Consider the following 20,325-nt stretch of genomic DNA (forward strand, 5'->3'; position numbering starts at 1 on the left):
GCTTTTGATCTTCCCCTTCAATCCGGCTGAAACGGCGATTCACTCAAGATCACCCCAGTCTCCTCGACATACTGCTGCCAATGCCCGATCAACGCGCTGAGCTTCTCCGGTCGACTCACCGCCAGATCATGAATCTCCCCCGGATCACTGCTCAAATCATACAGCTGCCAGGTCGCCGGCCCGACAGGCCCGGGAATCCACACCGCTTTCCACGACCCCTGGCGAATCGCCCGACGCCCGAACAATTCCCATCCTGTCACCGTATGCTCGTCATGCACCTGCGCAGTCTCACCCGACAAGAACCCCAACCACGATTTGCCACGCAACGGCGCCACCGGTTTGCCGTGCCAAAGCTTGCCCGGATGACGTACGCCAGCCAGATCGAGAATCGTCGGCGTAATGTCCATCACCGTGCCGAAACCATGGCTGATCTGCCCTTTGAGCGGCAACTGCGGATAGTGCAGCAGCGCCGGCACGCGAATCCCGCCTTCAGTGGTAAATGCCTTGAACAGCCGCGATGGCGCGGTTGCCACCTGCGCCCAGTTCGGCCCGTACCAGACGTAGGAGTTAGCCCGGCCAATGTTGTCGAGGCTGTTGTCGTAATGCTGGCTGAGATAGGTCACCAGTTCCGGACCGAACTTGGGGAACGCTTCGAGCAGCGCGCCTTCGGCACCGTTGTCGGACATGAACAGGATGAACGTATTGTCGAGCTGCCCTTGCTGACGCAGATAGTCGACGACCCGACCAATGTTCCAGTCCATGCGCTCGACCATCGCTGCGTAGACCTCCATGGCCCGCGCGGAAATCTGCTTTTGCTCGTCGCTTAATGCGTCCCACTGCTGGGTCAACTGAATCAGCGGATGGGGCTCGACGTCCGGCTCGATCAGGCCGAGGGCTTTGAGTTTTTCCAGGCGTTCCTGGCGCAGCACTTCCGGGCCAGCGTCATAGCGGCCACGGTATTTCTCGACGATGTCGGCGGGCGCCTGCAACGGCCAGTGCGGCGCGGAGAATGGCAGATAAGCGAAGAACGGCCGGGTCTGGTCACGCTCCTTGAGGTACTGCAGCAATTTGTCGCCGAAGGCATCGGAGGAATAGAAGTCCTTCGGCAATTCATCGATGAACGTATCGTCCTCGATGTACAGCGCCGGGGTGGATTTCAGCAGGCCGGGCGTTTGCTCATCGTAGGTCGGCTCGAACCCGTAGTGGTTGGCCGCGCCCGGCAGCAGCGAAAACGAGCGCTCGAAACCCCGTGCATGCGGCGCCAGTTCGGCCTTCAGGCCGAGGTGCCATTTGCCGCTCATCAACGTTTGATAACCGGCCTCGCGCAGCAGCTCCGGCAGCGCCACCACACGGTCGTTGAGATAGCCCTCATAACCCGGTTTACCGATGAGTTCCGGGGTCAGCGTTTCGGCCATGGTGCCGATGCCGGCGATGTGGTGGTCGGTACCGGTCAACAGCATCGAGCGGGTTGGCGAGCAGGTCGGTGCGGTGTGAAAATCGGTCAGGCGCAGACCGTTGTTGGCCAAGGCATCGAGGTGTGGCGTGGCGATTTCTCCGCCGAACGCACCGATGTCGGAGAAGCCTAGATCGTCGGCCAGAATCACCAGAAAATTGGGACGTTGCGGCATCGCAAAACTCCTGTTCAGCAGGCAATGAACGTCAGCGGCAAATCACGGATCTGCACCGGTACGCTCGGTTGGTAATGGTCGTCACTGGTCAGTTCGTGCAGCAGTTCTTCACGCAATTGATGGAAGTCGAAACTGCTGCGCTGGCGCGGGTGCGGCAAAGCGATGTCGACCACTTGCTTGATCCGCCCCGGACGCGGCTCCATGACCACCACGCGGTCAGCGAGGAAGATCGCCTCTTCGACGTCATGGGTGACAAGGATGGTGGTGATTTTTGCGCGGTCGCGTATCGCCAATAGCTCGTCCTGCATTTGCTGGCGGGTGAGTGCATCGAGCGCGCCGAAGGGCTCGTCGAGCAGCAGAATTCTGGGGCTGGCGACCAGTCCGCGAGCAATCGCCACACGTTGCGCCATGCCACCGGAGAGTTGGTGCGGATAGGCGCGGGTGAAGTCGCGCAGGCCGACCAGCTCGATGAAGTCGTTGATCCGTTGTTGCTTCTGCGCAGCGCTCAGCGGCTCGTTGACCAGGCCCAGGCCGATGTTGTCAGCGACGGTCAACCACGGAAACAAACGGTGCTCCTGAAAGACGATGCCGCGCTCGCCGCCAATGCCGCTGACGGCTTTGCCATCCACCGTGATCTGCCCGCGAAACTGCGTATCAAGGCCCACCAATAACCGCAGTAACGTCGATTTACCGCAGCCGCTGGAGCCGACGATGGCGACGAACTCGCCCTCGGCGATGTCGAGGTTGAATTCGCGAATCGCCTCCAGTTCGAAACCGTCGACGTCGAAGGATTTGCCTACGTGTTTAAAGCTGACAATCGGTGCGTTCATGCGTGTCTCCAGCGGGTCGCGCGAATTTCCAGGCGTTGGCCAATAAGGTTGAGCAGGGCGCCGGTGAGACCGACGAGAAGCATGCCGGCCATGATCAGATCCATGCGCAGCAACTGTTGGGCGCTGATCATCTGGCTGCCGATGCCGCCGTTGGACGGCATGAAATATTCAGCGCCGATGGTGCCGAGCCAGGCGTAGATCAGGCTCAGTCTGAGGCCTGCGAAAATTCCCGGCGCGGCGCCCGGCAGCACCAGCCGACGCAGGCGTTGGCCGAGACTCAGACGCAACACTTTTGCGGCCTCGTTGAGTTGAGGCGAGAGGTTGGCGACGCTGCGTTGGGTGGCGATAAACAGCGGAAAGAAGGCCGCGAGGGCGACGAACACCCACTTGGCCAATTCGCCGAGACCGAACCACGCGGTGAGCAGCGGCACCCAGGCGAAGATGGCGATCTGACGGAGGGCCGCGAGGGTCGGGCCGAGCAGGCGTTCGCTGATGTTCGACAGACCCAGCAGCAGGCCCAAGGCCAACCCGAGACCGCCGCCGAGCAACAGGCCACCGAGTGTGCGGCCCAGGCTGAGGGCCATGCCGCTGATCAGCGTGCCATCAAGCAGACCGTCCCATGCCGTGCTCAAAACGGCCAACGGGCTGACCAGAATATTGGCGTCGACCCACTGTTGGTCACTTGCCAATTGCCACAGCGCCAACAAGCCCAGCGGCAATAGCCACGGTTGCAGACGCTGCCAGCCTTCATAACGCGGGCCGCGACGGATTTCGGCGGTGGCCGGATGCGGCCAGTGCACCAGTTTCCTGTCCAGCAGACCGATGCCGCGATCCATCGCCACACCGATCAAACCGATGACCACGATGCACACGAACACGATGTCGAGCATGAATAGCTGTCGCGCCCAGACCATCAGATAACCGATGCCTTCGCTGGAGGCGAGCAGTTCGACGGCCAGCAACGAAGTCCATCCGGCGGCCAGCGCCAGACGTACGCCAGCCATGAACGCGGGGAGGGCGGCGGGGAGCACCAGGCGACGGATCAGCAGGTGAGGCGGCAAGCGTAAAACAGCGGCAGCTTCGCGCAGTTTTGGTTGTGCATCTCTTACGCCGACCAGTGTGTGCAGGGTCACCGGAACCACGATGGCTTTGATCAGCACCACCAGTTTCAGCACTTCGCCGATGCCGAAAAACACCATGAACAAGGGAATCCACGCCAGCGTCGGTATTTGTGAAAGTCCGGCGAAGGTCGGGAAGATCAAGCGTTCAAGACGACGACTGAATCCCAGTGCTGCGCCGAGCAATGCACCCGCAGAAACCCCCGCGAGCAGTCCCCAGAACAAACGCTGCAGACTGATCCACAAGTGGCCCCATAACTCGCCCCGCGACAACTCGACAGCGCTGTTCCACACCAGTGACGGCGCGGGCAGGATCTGTTCGCTCATCCATTCGTTGCGCGCGGCCAGCCACCACAGCGCGAACAGGCCAAGGGGCAGCAGCCACGGCAACAGGCGTTGGTTCAGGCTTGGCCAAGTGCGGCGGCTTTTCAGCGGCGGCGCGGGCAGGGGGAGACTGAGCAAGGATTGGCGGGCCATGGGTGACCTCCGTTGTCGGGTTGGCTCAAGATCTTTAGCGGTATTAGCTAAAAACAAAAAGTTATAACAATGTCGATATGGATTCTTTTAAGAGATAAGCGAGGCCATTTAAGGCTTCCAGCCCAAACGCATCCAATGCATTCGAAGAATATTTTCGATGCTGTTAATGCATATGCCGCTGCAAGCCCCGTTAATGCTTGCTTAGCGTTAAAAGCTATAAAAATGTGCATTTATAGTATTTAAGCGAAGGTATTCATTCGGCCTACTTTCGGCTCCTCAACGCCCGTCGTGATCAAGGAGCTGCACCCATGAACCTCCCCTTCAAACGTGTTTTCAGTCTGTTTGCCGTTCCTGCTCTGGCGGGCCTGCTGGCGTTCACCGCGCATGCCGACGAACTCAAGGAAATCAGGATTGCGGTGCCCGACCTGAGTGCCGGCACCCAGCACAGCGGCGGCGGTGTGGTCGATGTGTTGCGCGATCAGCAGATCTTCGAAAAGGCCTTCGCCGAGCAGGGCATCAAGATTCAGTGGAGTTTCTTCAAGGGCGCCGGGCCGGTAATCAACGAGGCGTTCGCCAATGGTCAGGTTGATCTGGCGTATCTGGGCGATCTCGCGGCAATCATCGGCAAGTCCAATGGCCTCGATACGCGGTTGCTCAGCGCCAGTGCCCGTGGGGTGAAGCAGTATCTGGGCGTGGTGCCGGGGTCGGGGATCAAGACGCTGCAGGATCTCAAAGGCAAGCGTGTGGCGATTTTCCGGGGCACCGCGACGCAGTTGTCGTTTGATGCGGCGCTGGCCAGTCAGGGCTTGAGTGAGAAGGATCTGAAGGTCATCAATCTGGACTTCAACGCAGCGGTCGCGGCGTTGGCAGCCAAGCAGATCGATGCGTCCTGGGGCAGTTCCGGGTTGAGCGCATTGCAGGCCAAAGGGCTGGCCGAACTGCCGCTCAACACCAAAGATCTCGGCGGTGCGGGTAGTGTGCAGTCGGTGCTGGTCGGCACGGGCAAGTTTGTCGATGCGCACCCGGAAGTCGTGGCCAAGCTGCTCAAGGCCCAACAGCAGGCTGTTGAGTGGTTGACACAGGACAGCAACAAGGCTGCTTACGTGCAATTGGTCTCAGGATTGGCGAGTTATCCGCCGGTGATTCTGAGGCAGGATCTGCAGGATCAGAAGTTGAGCGAAGTGTTCCCGTCAACGCTGGATCCGGTGTTCCTTGGCAGTTTGCAGGACAAAGTTGATCTGGCGGCGCAGCAGAAGCTTATTCGCAAGCCGTTCAAGGTGAATGACTGGGTGGCGCCTGAGTTGGCAGCGGCCAAGCTCTGAATCTTTAGCACCTGCTCTGGCCTCTTCGCGAGCAGGCTCGCTCCCACAGGGAAATGCATTCCAATTGTGGGAGCGAGCCTGCTCGCGAAAGGGCGCTAAACGGCGACGCTGACGTCCTGCCTATCCACTGCCACCAAGGTCTCGATCATCGCCCTTGCTGCCGGCGACAGCCGAAATCCGGTGCGACTGACGATCCCGCAACGCGCATTCATGCTTTCCAGGTTCTGCGGCAGATTGCGCCAGTGCAGCAACACCAGCGAACCCTTGGCAATATCCTCGATAAACGCCTCTTCCGTACCGACGCCAATCGCATTCGATTGCAGCACCACTTTCACCAGCGCTGGAAAATGCTCGGTCTCGATGGTCGGGGAGAAATCGATGCGGCCACTGAGGTTCGCCAACAATTTGCGAATCCCCGGCGGGATCAGCGTGGTTGCCAGCGGATAGTCGAACATGTCATTGGTCGACAGGCTTTCCTTGGCCAATAACGGATGCCCCGGCCGGCAGAAAAACACCCCGCGCTTGGGTGTCAGTGCCTGGGTCTGGAAGTTCGGATCGGACTCGAAATGGCGGATGTCGGCAATAAAGAATTCGATCTCTTCACGGCTCAGCGCGCGGCTGAGCTTTTCCCAGTTATCCACCTGAAAACAGGTGCGCACTTTCGGGTGCGCATTGATGAATTGCGCCACCGCGTCCGGGACCAGTTTCACCGCTGGCGCCGGGCCGCAACCGAAGTGCACTTCGCCGGCATCGAGCTTGGTCATCTGCGTCACTTCGGCGCTGAGCAACGCCGCGCCTTGTACCAGGCTCAGGGCATGTTGCAGCACCACCTGGCCCTCAGGCGTGGGGCGCAGATCCTTGTTGCCGCGATCCACCAGCACGCAGCCGAACTCTTGCTCAAGCCCCTGAATGCTGCGGCTGAACGCCGGTTGAGTGATGCCCATCGCGTCCGCCGCACGGACAAAACTGCGGTGTTCGTTGAGGGCGATGAAGTAGCGCAACTGGCGAAGATCCATATGCTTTTCCGGCATCCTAAAAATAGCTCGAAGGCATTTGCGACGAGGGTTGCTAGAGGTTTTAAATGCAAGCTCTTATTCCGTCAACGAAGCATGTGAATATCTATTAGATGTAAATGGAATATAGATAGAGCGTTGTTTCGCTGCCGTCCAACCGTAAGCAGTCGATGAGGGCCTACCCATGAGCAATGCCGCACTCGCAGTAAAACCCGCTGTCCACGCGCTGGAGATTCATCCGGTCGCCGGTCGTATCGGCGCCGAGATCCGTGGCGTGCATTTGTCCGGTGAGCTGGACGCCGCCACCGTCGAAGCTATCCAGCAGGCGCTGGTTCAGTACAAAGTCGTGTTCTTCCGTGAGCAGACCCAGCTTGATGATCAGCGTCAGGAAGCCTTCGCCCATCTGCTCGGCGAGCCAGTGGCGCACCCGACCGTACCGTCCCGTGAGGGCACCCGTTATCTGCTGGAACTGGACGGCGCTGAAGGCCAGCGCGCCAACTCCTGGCACACCGACGTGACCTTCGTCGACGCCTACCCGAAAGCCTCGATCCTGCGCTCGGTGGTGGCCCCGGCCTTCGGTGGCGACACCCTGTGGGCCAACACCGCAACGGCGTACAACGGCTTGCCGACCGAGCTGCGTGAACTGGCCGACAAACTGGTCGCCGTGCACAGCAACGAATACGACTACGCCAGCGCCAAGCCGGACGTCTCGGCGGAGAAGCTTGAGCGCTATCGCAAGGTCTTCACCTCCACTGTGTACGAGACCGAGCACCCGGTGGTGCGCGTGCACCCGATCAGTGGCGAGAAGAGTTTGTTGTTGGGGCATTTCGTCAAACGTATCAAGGGGTATTCACAGGCGGATTCGGCGCATCTGTTCGGGCTGTTGCAGAGCCATGTGATCCGTCAGGAAAACACCGTGCGCTGGCGCTGGAAGGCCGGTGATGTGGCGATCTGGGATAACCGTTCGACGCAGCATTATGCGATTGATGATTACGGTACGCAGGATCGGGTGGTGCGTCGGGTGACGCTCAAGGGGGAAGTGCCGGTGGGCGCGAACGGGCAGCGCAGTCAGACCATCAAAGGTCGTGACTGAAGATCAACAGCCCCTCACCCCAGCCCTCTCCCGGAGGGAGAGGGAGCTGACCGAGTTGTCTCGCGCTATGCATCGACTTGAACCACCTTACCGATTATGGATTCGGTGAAGCACGATCAGGTCGGTGTACCTCTGAAATATCCCCCATTCAGTCCCCTCTCCCTCCGGGAGAGGGTTAGGGTGAGGGGCTCTTCAAGCTACCAAACCCCAATCTGCACAACCTTCTCGGTCTCCGGCTCTCCGTAGCGAAACCGCTGCCCGCGTGAATCAATCTCCTGATGACTGATCGTCGTCCGCCGCTTCAAACCCCGCACCCATTCAAACAAATACCCCGCATGCTCCTCGCGCACCCCCGCGAATTCCGGGTCATCACCCAAATCGCGCAACTCCTGCGGATCATTCAGCAGATCAAACAACTGCGGTCGAAAACCGTCGTACGCCAGGTATTTCCAGCGCTCGCTGCGCACCATGGTCATCCGGCAACGATCGATCGGCTGGCCCAGGCGCTCACGCGCCGGCGCCTGAAAGGCGTAGTCGTATTCGCTGATTGCATAGCGGCGCCAGTCCGGATTTTCACCATGCAGAAGCGGGATCAACGAACGCCCTTCAAGCCGATGCTCTGCCCCCGGCAATCCCAGCGCTTGAAGAAACGTCGGTAGGGCGTCGATGGTTTCCGCCAGTCGATCATCTACCGTTCCGCGAGTGACATCCGCCGCCGCCCGAGGGTCTCGAACGATCAACGGTACCCCCACCGCCTGCTCCAGCAAAAACTCCTTCTCACCGAGCCAGTGATCGCCCAAAAAGTCACCGTGATCGCTGGTGAACACGATCAGCGTGTCATCCCAGCGACCATTGCTCTGCAGAAAATCGAACAGCCGTCCGAGTTGATCATCCACCTGCTTGATCAGGCCCATGTACGTAGGGATTACAGTCAATCGTACTGCGTCGCGGGAAAAGTTGAGGCTTTCCTCATGTTGACGAAAGGCAGTGTATACGGGGTGTTTGCTGGCTTCGGAGGGCATCGCGCGGACCGCTTCGAGAATCGATTTCGTACCGTACAAGGCGTGGTACGGCGCTGGTACGATGTAGGGCCAGTGCGGTTTGATATAGGAAAGGTGTAAACACCACGATTTCTCGCCTTGCTCGGTGATGAAGTCGATGGCTCGATTTGTAGTGTAGACAGTCTCTGAGTGTTGCTCGGGAATTCGTGCTGGCAAATTCGCATGACGCATTTGCCAGCCGCTGAGGATTTCACCGTTTTCGCCTTCGGCAGCGTTGGCCCAGTCGTGCCAAGGGTTTTTGCCGTCGAAGCCGTGTTCACGCAGGTAATGGGTATAGGGCGCGGATTCGCGTTTGTCGTCGAACAGCGGATCGTCGGGGTAGATGCCGTCGTGGCGCATGTACGGTTCGAAGCCGACTTCGTTGAGGATTTCGGCTTGCTCGCTGTCAGGATTGATCGCCAGACGTTGCAAGGCATCGACATTCGCGGTGGCGTGGGTCTTGCCGACCAGCGCGGTACGGATGCCGTGCGGGCGCAGGTAATCGCCGATGGTCAATTCTTCCAGCGGTAACGGCACGGCGTTCCACGCCACTTGATGGCTGCTCACATAACGCCCGGTGTAAGCCGACATCCGCGACGGGCCGCAGATCGTGCCTTGGGTGTAGGCGCGGCTGAAACGTACGCCGGCCGCAGCGAGTCGATCGATGTTGGGTGTATGCAGATGTGGATGGCCGTAGCAGGACAGATAATCGCGGCGCAGTTGATCGCAAATGATGTACAGCACGTTGCGCACGGGGTTTGGCGGGGTGGGCATGGGATTCACCGGTCAGTGGGACAGGCGAGGGTTTTCGCTTTCGCTGGGGGTGTTCGGCAAGTGCATTTGGGGAATGGGCTTTATGCAGGGAATGCATCGGTGCCTGTACCGGCCCCTTCGCGAGCAGGCTCGCTCCCACAGGGTTAGTGGCGATCACACATTCTGTATTCACCACAATCCATTGTGGGAGCGAGCCTGCTCGCGAAAGCGCCATGTCAGACGGCAAAATTCTCCAGAGAACAGACTTCCTCATCCACCGCATCAATCTCTTTGATCTGCTCAATCATCGCCTGCGCCAACGGCGACAACCGATACCCCGCGCGGCTGACAATCCCATAGCGGGTGTACAACTCCTCAAGATCATCCGCCAGCCCTTCGATGCGCAAACACACCAAATCACCCTTGGCTTGATGCAACGCATCCGAATACGCCCCGACAATCCCGATCGCATCCGAGCGCAGCACCACACTGAGCAGACTCGAGCTGTTTTCGCATTCAACATTCGGGGTGAAATCCGGGCGCCCACTGAGATCGACTATGACTTTGCGCAGGTTCGGCGGACGAATACTCACCGCCAGTGGATAGCTCATCAATTGCTCTGCGCTGACCTTGTCGAAAGCCGCCAGCGGATGTCCTGCGCGGCAGCAGAAATGCCATTTACGCGGCCGCAACCGGTGCGTCAGATAATCCGGATCCGCCTCGAAGTAGCGTGTGTCCGCGACAAAGAATTCGAATTCCTCGCTCATCAGTCGCTTGCTCAGACTCTGCCAGTCATCGACCTGAAATTGCACCCGCGCTCTCGGATAACGCCCGATAAAGCTGCCAATCGCGCGAGGAATCAGACCCGCCGCCGGCGCCGGCCCACAACCGAAACGCAATTCTCCGGCCTCCAACCCGTTGAACTGACTGATCTCGTTGGCCATTTGCTGCGCACCACTGACCAGCCGCCGTGCGTGCTCCAGCAGCACCTGACCCTGTTTGGTCGGCGGTAATTCCTTGCGCCCGCGATCAACCAACTGACAGCCGACGCTGTGCTCAAGCGCCTGAATGCTGCGGCTGAACGCCGACTGCGACAGGTTCACCGCCTGCGCGCCAGCCACAAAGCTGCGTTGTTCAGCCAGGGCGATGAAGTGACGAAGTTGACGCAAGTCGATATGCATTTTTCACATAAAAAATATCCGGGAAATGCATTGGATATGCATTAGGTCGACTCCTTATAAAGGCAATCTCTTATGCAGTAAATATTTGTAAATCCATAAATAAATAACTTAAAAGAATATGCAGCGCTGAAGATGTCTGTGTGTTTTTTGACCAGGAGCCGCGCCATGAGTCCGTTGAACCTTGCGTCACCCTTAACACCACGACGGCTCAAACGCCTGCCTCTGGCCCTGTTGCTGGCAGGGAGCGCGAGCTGGACTCACGGCTACGCCGCTGAAGCAGAAACCCCGGCGCCAGTGCCGGCCGGCAAGCCTGCCGCCAACAGTTCGCAACTGGAAACCGTGACCGTCACCACCCGCCGCCGCGAGGAAAGTTCGCAGGATGTACCGACGCCAATGAGTGTGGTCAGCGGGCAGAATCTGGAGACGCAGCGGGTCTACCGGATTCAGGATTTGCAGCAACTGGTGCCCAGCGTCAACGTCGCCTACATGCATGCGCGGCAGTCCAGCGTGTCGATCCGTGGCCTCGGTAATAACCCGGCCAGTGATGGCCTGGAAGGCAGCGTCGGCCTGTACATCGACAACGTCTACCTGGGTCGTCCGGGGATGGCGGTGTTTGACTTGATGGACATCGAACAGCTCGAAGTCCTGCGCGGTCCGCAAGGCACGTTGTTCGGCAAAAACACCACCGCCGGGGTGATCAACATCAGCACCCGCGCGCCAACCTTCACGCCCGAGCGCAGCATTGAAACCTCGGTGGGCGAGGACGGCTATTTCCAGACCAAGGGCACCATTTCCGGGCCGCTCAATGATCAATTGGCCGGGCGTTTTTCGGCCTATCGCACCCGTAGCGACGGCGATATCAAAAACGAATACGACGGCCATGATTTGAATGGCGGCTCGCGCGATGGCTTCCGCGCGCAGCTGCTGTTCAAGCCCAACGAAGATTTCAACCTGCGCTGGATCGGTGACTACAACGAAGAGGATTCCAGTGCGGGCACCCGCGTGTTGTACAACACCGGGCCGACCATCAACGGCGTCAATCTCTATCAGTCGCGCGCCAACGCAGCCGGCGCAACATTGGTAAACGGCTCGCACCGCAAGGTCAATCTGGACAACGACCAGCATGTAACTGTGCATCAGGGCGGCACCTCGGTGGAGGCCAACTGGACGCTGCCGAGTGACTTCACGCTGACCTCGATCAGCTCCTATCGCTTTTGGAATTTCACCCCGCGCAACGACGACGGCCTCAACGTGCCGGCGAGCTATAACGCCGGGGTCTCGGTGGAGGACAAACAGTATTCGCAGGAATTTCGCCTGGCTTCGCCCAAGGGTGAATTTTTCGATTACGTCGTCGGCGCCTATTACTTTGGCTCGGATCTGGACAATAAATCCTTCGCCTATTACGGGCCACAGGCGGATATCTGGAACGGCACGGCGCCCGGTGCGCTGGCCAATGTCACTAGCATTGGCAACGGCCATATCAAGACCGACAGTTTTGCGCTGTTCGCCCAAGGCACCTGGCATCTTACCGAGCGGCTGGATTTCACCGCCGGGGTGCGTGGCACTTATGAAGAAAAATCCGCCTGGGTCACGCGCGATGCGCCAATCGGTGGCGCCGCCGTAACAGGCGCTGCGGCCACGGCGCGACGCGGACGTGCCGGCGCTTATGACTCTGGTGATTTGAACCAGTACAGCTCCAGTCCGTCCGGGCTGCTCAACCTCAGCTATCGCATCACCGATGATGTGCTCGGCTACGCCACCTTGTCCCACGGCGAGAAATCCGGCGGGGTCAACCTCGCCGTCGGTTCCGCTCCGGTGGCCGGCGCCGATTCGCTACTGATCGGCACCGAGCGCGCGAACAACGCCGAACTCGGTTTCAAAAGCACGCTGTGGGACCACCGTCTGCAACTCAACGCCAACGTCTTCTGGACCCAGGTCAACGCTTACCAGACCAACGCCTACGACGCGGAAAACCGCGTGCAATACCTGACCAACGCCGGCTCCGTACGTTCGCGCGGGGTCGAGTTCGAAAGCACGGTGATCCCGTTGCGCGGGCTGACCCTGAACATCAACGGCTCCTACAACGACGTCAGCTACCTCTCGTACAAAGATGCCCCGTGCCCGCCGGAAGTCAGCCAGGCGCCGGGTGCTCCAGCCTCCTGCGACCTCAGCGGCCATCAAGTGGTTGGCGCCTCGAAGTGGATCGGCAACGCCAACGGCGAATACAAATGGAATCTGGATAACGGCTTCGAACCCTACGTCACCGCCAGCTATGCGTTCCGTTCGAAAGCCGTCGGTACGGTCGAAGATTCCGACTACGGCCAGATCCCGAGTTACGCCGTGGTCAACTTCTCCACCGGCCTGCGCGGTGACTTCAACCAGGGGCAGTGGGATGTATCGCTGTGGCTGAAAAACGCCTTCGACAAAACCTACTACACGACCCTGTGGACGGGCGGCAACGGCGGCTATGAAGGCCTGCTCGGCACACCGCGCACCCTCGGCGTCACCGGTCGCTACGACTTCTGATTCGTCATTCAAGGAGCTGCATCATGTTGCGTATCAAAACCGCTTTGCCGGTGTTGCTGTCCGGCGCAGTGCTCAGTGCCGGCGCCTTCGCCGCGCCGAGTGTTTACCCGACGGGGGTCACTCGTTACGACCCGAACAAGGCGTTCAACCAGTACGTGATTTTCAGCGGTGCCGACAAGCAGACACACCTGATCGACATGAACGGCAACGAGGTGAAAACCTGGCCACAGGCAGGTTTCCCGTCAGCGATCATCGACCCGAAACTGGTCGGCGGAGAGCGTGGGCATGTGTTGCTGCAACTGAGTGACAAGGATCCCGGCAAGCTCGGTTCGGCCGGCAATGGTCTGGGTAATCAGAGCGTCGGCGAGCTGGACTGGAACGGCAAAGTCGTTTGGCAATGGGGCGACAAGGCGCCCGGTGGCGCGGCGCAACAGCACCATGATCAGCGCCGTTTGAGCAATGGCAACACCGTGGTGCTGGCGAACAAGGTGCACAAGGTCAAAGGCTTCAAAGTGCCCGAGGTGATCGACGATGCCATCTATGAAGTCAGCCCCGACGGCGCGGTGAAATGGCAGTGGCTGGCCTCGGAGCATCTGAATGAATTCGGCTTTACCGCCGAGCAGTTGAAGCTGGTGCGCGCCAGTGAAAATCCGGACTACCTGCACATCAACAACCTCAGTCTGGTGGGGCCGAACAAGTGGTTCGATGCCGGTGACAAGCGTTTCAATCCGGACAACCTGCTGATCGATTCACGCAACGCCAACTTCATCGCGATCATCGACAAGAACAGCGGCAAAGTGGTCTGGCGTCTCGGCCCGAACCTGCCGCTGATCAACCCGAAAACTGCGCAGAAATTGCCACGCCCGGTGGATCAGTTTGTCGGTCAGCATGATGCACACATCATCCCGGCCGGATTACTTGGCGCCGGCAATCTGCTTGTGTTCGACAACCAGGGTTCGGCGGGCTATCCGAACGTTACCCTTGGGCTGATTTCCGGTTCGCGAGTATTGGAAATCGACCCGCTGAAAAACGAGATTGTCTGGCAGTACAGCGCAGCGAATTCGAAGCAGCCTGGGTGGGCGTTCTACAGTTCATTCATCAGCAGTGCGCGGCGCTTGCCCAATGGCAACACGCTGATCGACGAAGGTATGAACGGGCGCTTTTTCCAGGTGACGGCCAACGGTGAAAACGTCTGGGAATACGTCAGCCCGTATCTCGGCAAGGCACCGGGCAGCGATGCGATCAGCAATTGGGTGTATCGGGCGTTGCCTGTGAGTTATGACTGGGTGCCAACGGGCACGCCACGCTCCGAGACAGCGGTTATTGCACCCGTTGTCGGTGTGCAGCAAACCAATGCCAGCCGTTAGTTGAATTGGAAAGAGTGCTCGAACGAACGGTGATAAGACGTGGGTGGGTTGAACAGTGCTTATTGCAAATTCGTTAGTCGTTGACGTGGACGATAGTTGAATGTCGTCAAGCAATAACAAAGGGATGAAAAAGCCGCCACGCCTTTATCGAGCGTGGCGGTTTTTTTTCAGCATCGAGAAAATCGCTTCTGCGATACCGGCGTTTAATTAATTTCCGGTAATCAATACACACGTTTGCGCTTTACAGCCTTTTGCGTAACTCAGCGTTACAAACTTGATCGCCGCCTCGGGCGTCGATGTAGCAACTGTCACAGCTGACTCCTTGTAGTCCTTCGCCTGAATACGTTCGCCCGGCAACACAACTTTGCGCCACTCGTTTTGAAATACATAAAGAGGGAAGCTGGTTTTGTTGCTGATCTCCAACTGAGCGGGCTCCGCATCCTTCGTCGCTGCCGATGCCATCGATAAGGGCGCCAGTATCAGCGCCATGTACATCATTGTCCGTTTGGTTAATTGCATCATTACTCTTCCTGAGTCGATTTTAAAATGCGCTGACATCTAATGCGCCCACGGCATGTCAATCAACTCGATTGTTGTAAGCAGGAATGTGGTGCCGTCCCATACCTTCAGCGAATATTTTTAATGCTTGAAAAGCATCGACATTTGGCTGCAGGGCTGCAGCCCTTGATTGGCGCGGCTTTGCGGAAAATGATCGATTTGTATATTTCTTAATGATCTATCTACAACTTTAAAGATTACTTTCGGAGATAAGCGGAAAGCCCAATGATTCACCTAACGATCCACCGTGGGGGATTCAACGAACGGTTGATCGGCAGTTTTTGTAGAGAACGCAAAAAGACCGCAGGGAGTGAATCAATGGGCAATGTCCAGACCGCCGCCAGCGCAGAGGAATTGCTGTGGCGTCAGACGCCAAGTGGCGAATTGGTCGATCTTGGCCGACCGCATCGTGTGCCGTTGGGACAGTTGCGTTTGCAACGTGCGCCCAAGGGCATTCTGAGTCGGCGCGAAACCATTCTGCTCGGCGTGCTCGCGTTGGTGGTGCATGGCGCGGTGATCTACTGGATCAGCCAGAAGCCGACGCCGGTGCTGCCGATTGTGCCGCCGGAAATTCCGCCGATGACCATCGAGTTTTCGCGTCCGGCACCGCCCGCGCCACCGGTTGTCGAGCCGCCGCCACCTGCGCCGGTGGTTGAACCGCCACCGCCAGTGGAAGACGAACTGGCGGTAAAACCACCGCCGCCAAAACCGGTTCCGAAACCCAAGCCGGTGGTTAAACAGGCACCCAAGCCAGCGCCGAAAGCGGTCGAACAGCCGCCCGCGCCGCCACAACCTGCAGCCCCGGTTGCAGCGCCAGCGCCACCTGCACCACCGGCGCCGGCACCGGTAACCCCGGCCTCGGCAAATGCCGCGTACCTGAAAAACCCGGCACCGGAATATCCGTCGCTGGCTCAGCGTCGCGGTTGGGAAGGCACGGTGTTGCTACGCGTACATGTGCTGGCCAGCGGCAAGCCGGGCGAGATCCAGATAGCAAAAAGCAGTGGCCGGCAACAGCTCGACGACGCGGCGCTGAATGCCGTGAAACGTTGGAGTTTCGTTCCGGCCAAGCAGGGTGATGTCGCCCAGGACGGCTGGGTCAGCGTGCCCATCGATTTCAAGATTCATTAAACCGAAACCAAATTCGCGCGAAACGTTTACACGAGGGAATACATCATGACGTTACTGGCATCTCCACTGGAATCCATCGAAAGCGCGGTGATCTGGCTGCTGGTGGTTTTTTCCGTTGCCACCTGGGGCCTGGCATTGCTCAAGGCTTGGCAATTCGGACGGCTGAAGGCGCAGGATCGGCGTTTTCATAAACGTTTCTGGGCGGCGTCGAGTCTGGATTCCGCCGCTGAGTTGAGTGAAACCCAGCCCGGCGCAGCAGCCCGAGTGGCACAGGCTGGTTACGCGGCGATTCAAGTGGGCGAGGCGCCACAGGCGAATGATCTGAGCCAGGCGATCAACCATCAGGATCGACTGGAGCGCGCCCTGCGCCAGCAAATTGTCCGCGAACGCCGTTCGCTGGAAACAGGCTTGGCAGTGGTCGCCAGTATTGGCAGTACGTCGCCGTTCATTGGTTTGTTCGGCACGGTATGGGGAATCATGGAAGCATTGAAAGGCATCAGCGCCGCAGGTTCGGCGAGCCTGGAAACCGTCGCCGGCCCGATCGGTGCAGCCCTGGTTGCAACGGGTGTGGGGATCGCCGTCGCGGTGCCAGCAGTGCTGGTTTACAACTACTTTTTGCGTCGGTTGAAACTGACGGCGGCTGATCTCGATGACTTCGCCCACGACTTTTACAGCCTGGCGCAGAAGAGCTCGTTCCGCGTGTTGATTCACCCGACCGCGCACAAGGTCGCAGCAACCGGCAGTTCGGCAAAAGTGAAGGAGGCGTCCTGATATGGCCTTCTCCACGCAAGACAGTGATGAGGTACTCAGCGAGATCAACGTGACGCCGCTGGTGGATGTGATGCTGGTGCTGCTGGTGGTGTTTATCGTCACCGCACCGCTGTTGACCAACGCGATCCCGATCAACCTGCCGAAGACTGAAGCGGTGGCGCCGGTCGAACAGAAGGATCCGCTGGTGGTGAGCATTGATGGTGCCGGCAAACTGTTTATCAACAAGGATGAGATTCAGCCGGACTTGCTGGAATTCAACCTGAAGTCGGCCAAGGCCAAGGACCCGGAAGTGCGTGTGCAATTGCAGGCCGATGATGGGGTGAACTACGGCGAAGTGGCGCGGGCGATGGCTTCGATTGAACGGGCGGGGATTACCAAGTTGTCGGTGATTACTGCGCGGTGACAGATTTAACGTTTTTCCGGGGCCGTCTCCTTGGCAGGGTGCGGCCCTTTTTTTATTTCTGGCATTAGAAGCGAAGCCCTCACCCTAGCCCTCTCCCAGAGGGAGAGGGGACTGATCGCGTTGTTCTTACGAGTTACACCGACATGAAAAATCCAGTCGAACTCCGGATTTGAAAGGCCAGGTGATCGGCTCCCTTCCCCCCTCGCCCCCGTGGGGGAGAGGGCTGGGGTGAGGGGGAAAAGATTTCCAGCCATGCACACATCTCATATTCGTTTCAGGTCTTAATAAATAGCTTCTTATTCCTTAACGAATATAAATCCCCTCCCTATACTCGTTCAGGAACAGACACGATGCAGGAGAGCTCCCCATGCGCAACGAATCAATCCGCTACCTGATTGTGCCGGGCTGGCAAGGATCGCCAGAAGATCATTGGCAAAGCCACTGGCAGAACAGCCTGCCGAACAGCGCGCGGGTCGAGCAGGCCGACTGGCTGACGCCGCGTCGTGAAGACTGGGTCGCGGCACTGGCCGAGGCGATTGCCGCCGACAGTACGCCGGTGATCCTTATCGCCCACAGCCTGGGTTGCGTCACCGTTGCCCATTGGGCAGCCACTGCGCCGTTGCAATATCTGCGTCAGGTCCGCGGCGCCTTGCTGGTTGCGCCGGCCGATGTCGAGCGCCCGGCCTGCGCGCCGGCGCTGCGTAACTTCGCACCGATTCCGACTGACTTGCTGCCATTTCCGAGCCAGGTCGTCAGCTCCGACAACGACGCCGCCGTCAGCGCACCGCGTGCTCTGGAACTGGCGCGCAACTGGGGTGCCGAGGCGGGAATTCTCGCCGGTGCCGGACACATCAACGTCAAGTCCGGGCATCAGCGCTGGGAGCAGGGTTTTGCTTATCTCTATCGCCTGCAAAACCGCATGGAACACCACGCCCGCCGACGCGCCTGATTTTTATTTCTTTCAACGCCCCCGTCTGCCGGCGGTTTTGGGCGGGAGTCTGCCATGAGTTTTGAAACCTTCGGTCAGCCATTGCTGACCTTTCCCGACGCTGAAAAAAGCCCCCTGAGCATTCGTGCCAAAGCGCTGGTGTTTGTCGACCAGCGCTCGCGTCAGTTGCGCGAGGAGCTGGAACAACTGGCACCGCGTGCGATTTCAGTGTTGATTCGCGGCGAGACCGGCACCGGTAAGGAACTGCTCGCCCGGCACATCCATCGCGCCAGTGATCGCAGCGGTTTATTTGTCTCGGTCAATTGCGGGGCGATCAGCCCAACTTACGCCGATGCCGAACTCTTCGGCTATGCCGCCGGCAGTTACAGCGGCTCGGCGAGTAGTCGCGCGGGCTGGTTCGGTTCGGCCAATGGCGGCACCTTGTACCTCGATGAAATCGGCGATTTGCCGCTGCCGATCCAGATCAAGTTGCTTGCGGCGCTGGAGAATCACGAAGTCACCCGTGTCGGTGCGCTTCAACCGAGCCCTGTGGATGTGCGTCTGGTCGCGGCGACCAGCATCGATCTGGCGCAAGCGGTGGACGCCGGCAAATTTCATGAGCGCCTCTATCACTACTTGAGCGAAGGGCAACTGGAACTGCCTGCCTTGCGCGCACGCATAGGCGACATTCTTTCGCTGGCCGAGTATTTCCTCGGCATTTATAGCCAGCGCCTCGACTTGCCCGTGCCACTAATCAGCGAAGCGGCGCAGCACGTGCTAGAACAACACAGCTGGCCGGGCAACACCCGTGAGCTGGAAAACGTCATTCACTTTGCCTTGCTGGTGAGCACCGGCGAAGAGATTCTGCCTGAGCACCTGAACCTGCCGGAGGTGTCTGGGCCGCAGCTTCAGATCGAACGTCTGGTTGCACAAATCAACATCGGCGGCAGCGTCGCCGAGCGTAAGGCATTGAAAGATTTACTGTTGAGCTTGAGTGCGGCGTTGTAACCGTTTCGTTCAACATGAACAAAATGGAATATGAAGCTGAATAAACGTTATTGTCCGGGAATAAAAAATCCCGGTATTGTCCGACCCACGCCAGCGATATCACTTCACTGGCACACGTATTAGATGCCGTCGTCGATGACGACCGTGATTTTCGATAAGGACACTGCATGAAAAAGGTTCTGTTGTTTACCGCATTGGCGGCTGCTCTGACTGCTTCCCTGGCCAATGCCGGCGAGAAACTGGTGGTCGCTGCGACCCCGGTCCCGCACGCTGAAATCCTCGAGCTGATCAAGCCGACCCTGGCCAAAGAAGGCGTGGATCTGGAAATCAAAGTCTTCACCGACTACGTTCAGCCGAACGTACAGGTTGGCGAGAAACGTCTGGACGCCAACTACTTCCAGACCCTGCCGTACCTGAACAGCTTCAACCAGGGCAAATACAAGGACGACAAGTCCAAGTACCTGGTGACCGTGCAGGGCGTGCACGTTGAACCGTTCGGCGGCTACTCGAGCAAGTACAAGACCCTGGCTGAACTGCCGGACGGCGCGACCATCGCCATCCCCAACGAAGGCAGCAACAGCGGCCGTGCGCTGATCCTGCTGCAGAAGGCTGGCCTGATCGAGCTGAAAGATCCGAAAAACGCGCTGGCAACGCCGAAAGACATCGCCAAGAACCCGCACAACTTCAAGTTCAAGGAACTGGAATCGGCCCTGCTGCCACGTGTTCTGAAGGAAGTTGATCTGGACATGATCAATACCAACTACGCGCTGGAAGCCAAGTTGAACCCGCAGAAAGATGCGCTGGTGATTGAAGGCGCTGACTCGCCGTACGTGAACTTCCTGGTGGCCCGTGAGGACAACAAGAACAGCGATGCAATCCAGAAACTGGCCAAAGCCCTGACCAGCCCGGAAGTCAAAGCGTTCATCGAGAAGAAGTACAACGGCGCGGTACTGCCGGCGTTCTGATCTGACGCTTGAGTGAACCCCTTCAAGGTGTGAAAACGCCGATGGCCAGTGATGGGCATCGGCGTTTTTGTGTGTGGCTTGGAAAAGCCCCTCACCCTAGCCCTCTCCCAAAGGGAGAGGGGACTGATCGGGGGATGCTTTAGAGGTACGTCGACGTGAAAGATCTCTGCTGAATCCATAATCGACTCGGTCTTTCAGGTCGATGTTTGACGAAAG

At 58.8% G+C, this 20,325-nt stretch carries 17 protein-coding genes; 10 read left to right on the top strand and 7 right to left on the bottom strand.

Annotated features, from left to right (window positions below; all coding sequences use genetic code 11):
• Positions 1–17: 17 nt before the first annotated feature.
• The 3 genes from L8H52_RS28190 to L8H52_RS28200 are packed head-to-tail and all read right to left on the bottom strand — an operon-like array spanning position 18 to position 4,053.
• Complete coding sequence (locus L8H52_RS28190; RefSeq protein ID WP_242209807.1) at positions 18–1,628, bottom strand: arylsulfatase; 1,611 nt, start codon at positions 1,626–1,628, stop codon at positions 18–20.
• A gap of 14 nt (positions 1,629–1,642) precedes the next feature.
• Positions 1,643–2,458, bottom strand: a complete 816-nt coding sequence (locus tag L8H52_RS28195) for an ABC transporter ATP-binding protein (RefSeq protein ID WP_150750241.1) — start codon at positions 2,456–2,458, stop codon at positions 1,643–1,645.
• Positions 2,455–4,053, bottom strand: coding sequence for an ABC transporter permease subunit (locus L8H52_RS28200; protein ID WP_242209808.1), 1,599 nt, complete (start codon positions 4,051–4,053; stop codon positions 2,455–2,457). The genes L8H52_RS28195 and L8H52_RS28200 overlap by 4 nt, the downstream gene beginning before the upstream one ends.
• Positions 4,054–4,361: 308 nt before the next feature.
• On the opposite strand from L8H52_RS28200, the gene L8H52_RS28205 reads away from it, so the two are divergent.
• Entirely contained in the window at positions 4,362–5,375 is a 1,014-nt protein-coding gene (locus L8H52_RS28205; protein ID WP_242209809.1) for an ABC transporter substrate-binding protein, read from the top strand.
• 95 nt (positions 5,376–5,470) lie between these two features.
• Here the strand turns inward: L8H52_RS28205 and L8H52_RS28210 are convergent, their stop codons facing one another.
• Complete coding sequence (locus L8H52_RS28210) at positions 5,471–6,391, bottom strand: LysR family transcriptional regulator (RefSeq protein WP_242209810.1); 921 nt, start codon at positions 6,389–6,391, stop codon at positions 5,471–5,473.
• 181 nt (positions 6,392–6,572) lie between these two features.
• On the opposite strand from L8H52_RS28210, the gene L8H52_RS28215 reads away from it, so the two are divergent.
• Positions 6,573–7,481, top strand: a complete 909-nt coding sequence (locus tag L8H52_RS28215; protein WP_095113908.1) for a TauD/TfdA family dioxygenase — start codon at positions 6,573–6,575, stop codon at positions 7,479–7,481.
• Positions 7,482–7,678: 197 nt separating this feature from the next.
• Here the strand turns inward: L8H52_RS28215 and L8H52_RS28220 are convergent, their stop codons facing one another.
• A complete protein-coding gene (locus tag L8H52_RS28220; RefSeq protein ID WP_242209811.1) occupies positions 7,679–9,295 on the bottom strand; it encodes an alkaline phosphatase family protein in 1,617 nt (538 codons plus the stop codon).
• A gap of 215 nt (positions 9,296–9,510) precedes the next feature.
• On the bottom strand, positions 9,511–10,455 hold the full coding sequence (locus L8H52_RS28225; RefSeq protein WP_242209812.1) for a LysR family transcriptional regulator: 945 nt from the start codon (positions 10,453–10,455) through the stop codon (positions 9,511–9,513).
• A gap of 165 nt (positions 10,456–10,620) precedes the next feature.
• Here L8H52_RS28225 and L8H52_RS28230 point away from each other — a divergent pair, with 165 nt between their 5' ends.
• Together L8H52_RS28230 and L8H52_RS28235 are read left to right on the top strand one after the other, a co-directional pair.
• Positions 10,621–12,981 carry a TonB-dependent receptor gene (locus L8H52_RS28230; RefSeq protein WP_242209813.1) on the top strand — a complete coding sequence of 787 codons (2,361 nt, stop codon included), beginning with the start codon at positions 10,621–10,623 and terminating at the stop codon, positions 12,979–12,981.
• Between the two features lie 23 nt (positions 12,982–13,004).
• On the top strand, positions 13,005–14,348 hold the full coding sequence (locus tag L8H52_RS28235) for an aryl-sulfate sulfotransferase (RefSeq protein ID WP_242209814.1): 1,344 nt from the start codon (positions 13,005–13,007) through the stop codon (positions 14,346–14,348).
• 207 nt (positions 14,349–14,555) lie between these two features.
• Here L8H52_RS28235 and L8H52_RS28240 read toward each other — a convergent pair whose 3' ends face one another.
• Positions 14,556–14,870: a hypothetical protein gene (locus tag L8H52_RS28240; protein WP_242209815.1), complete on the bottom strand. Its 315-nt coding sequence runs from the start codon at positions 14,868–14,870 to the stop codon at positions 14,556–14,558.
• Positions 14,871–15,224: 354 nt separating this feature from the next.
• On the opposite strand from L8H52_RS28240, the gene L8H52_RS28245 reads away from it, so the two are divergent.
• From L8H52_RS28245 to L8H52_RS28270, 6 genes are all read left to right on the top strand, one after another.
• Entirely contained in the window at positions 15,225–16,034 is an 810-nt protein-coding gene (locus L8H52_RS28245; protein ID WP_242209816.1) for an energy transducer TonB, read from the top strand.
• A 45-nt stretch (positions 16,035–16,079) separates the two neighbouring features.
• Entirely contained in the window at positions 16,080–16,805 is a 726-nt protein-coding gene (locus L8H52_RS28250; RefSeq protein WP_242209817.1) for a MotA/TolQ/ExbB proton channel family protein, read from the top strand.
• A gap of 1 nt (position 16,806) precedes the next feature.
• On the top strand, positions 16,807–17,208 hold the full coding sequence (locus L8H52_RS28255) for a biopolymer transporter ExbD (protein WP_003220570.1): 402 nt from the start codon (positions 16,807–16,809) through the stop codon (positions 17,206–17,208).
• Positions 17,209–17,575: 367 nt separating this feature from the next.
• Positions 17,576–18,157: an alpha/beta hydrolase gene (locus tag L8H52_RS28260; RefSeq protein ID WP_077570156.1), complete on the top strand. Its 582-nt coding sequence runs from the start codon at positions 17,576–17,578 to the stop codon at positions 18,155–18,157.
• Between the two features lie 54 nt (positions 18,158–18,211).
• Positions 18,212–19,144, top strand: a complete 933-nt coding sequence (locus tag L8H52_RS28265) for a sigma 54-interacting transcriptional regulator (protein WP_242209818.1) — start codon at positions 18,212–18,214, stop codon at positions 19,142–19,144.
• A gap of 167 nt (positions 19,145–19,311) precedes the next feature.
• Complete coding sequence (locus L8H52_RS28270; protein ID WP_007918708.1) at positions 19,312–20,109, top strand: MetQ/NlpA family ABC transporter substrate-binding protein; 798 nt, start codon at positions 19,312–19,314, stop codon at positions 20,107–20,109.
• Positions 20,110–20,325: the final 216 nt, after the last annotated feature.

It is taken from the genome of Pseudomonas sp. CROZ-RG-20F-R04-15 (assembly GCF_022662375.1).
Taxonomy (GTDB): Bacteria; Pseudomonadota; Gammaproteobacteria; order Pseudomonadales; family Pseudomonadaceae; genus Aquipseudomonas.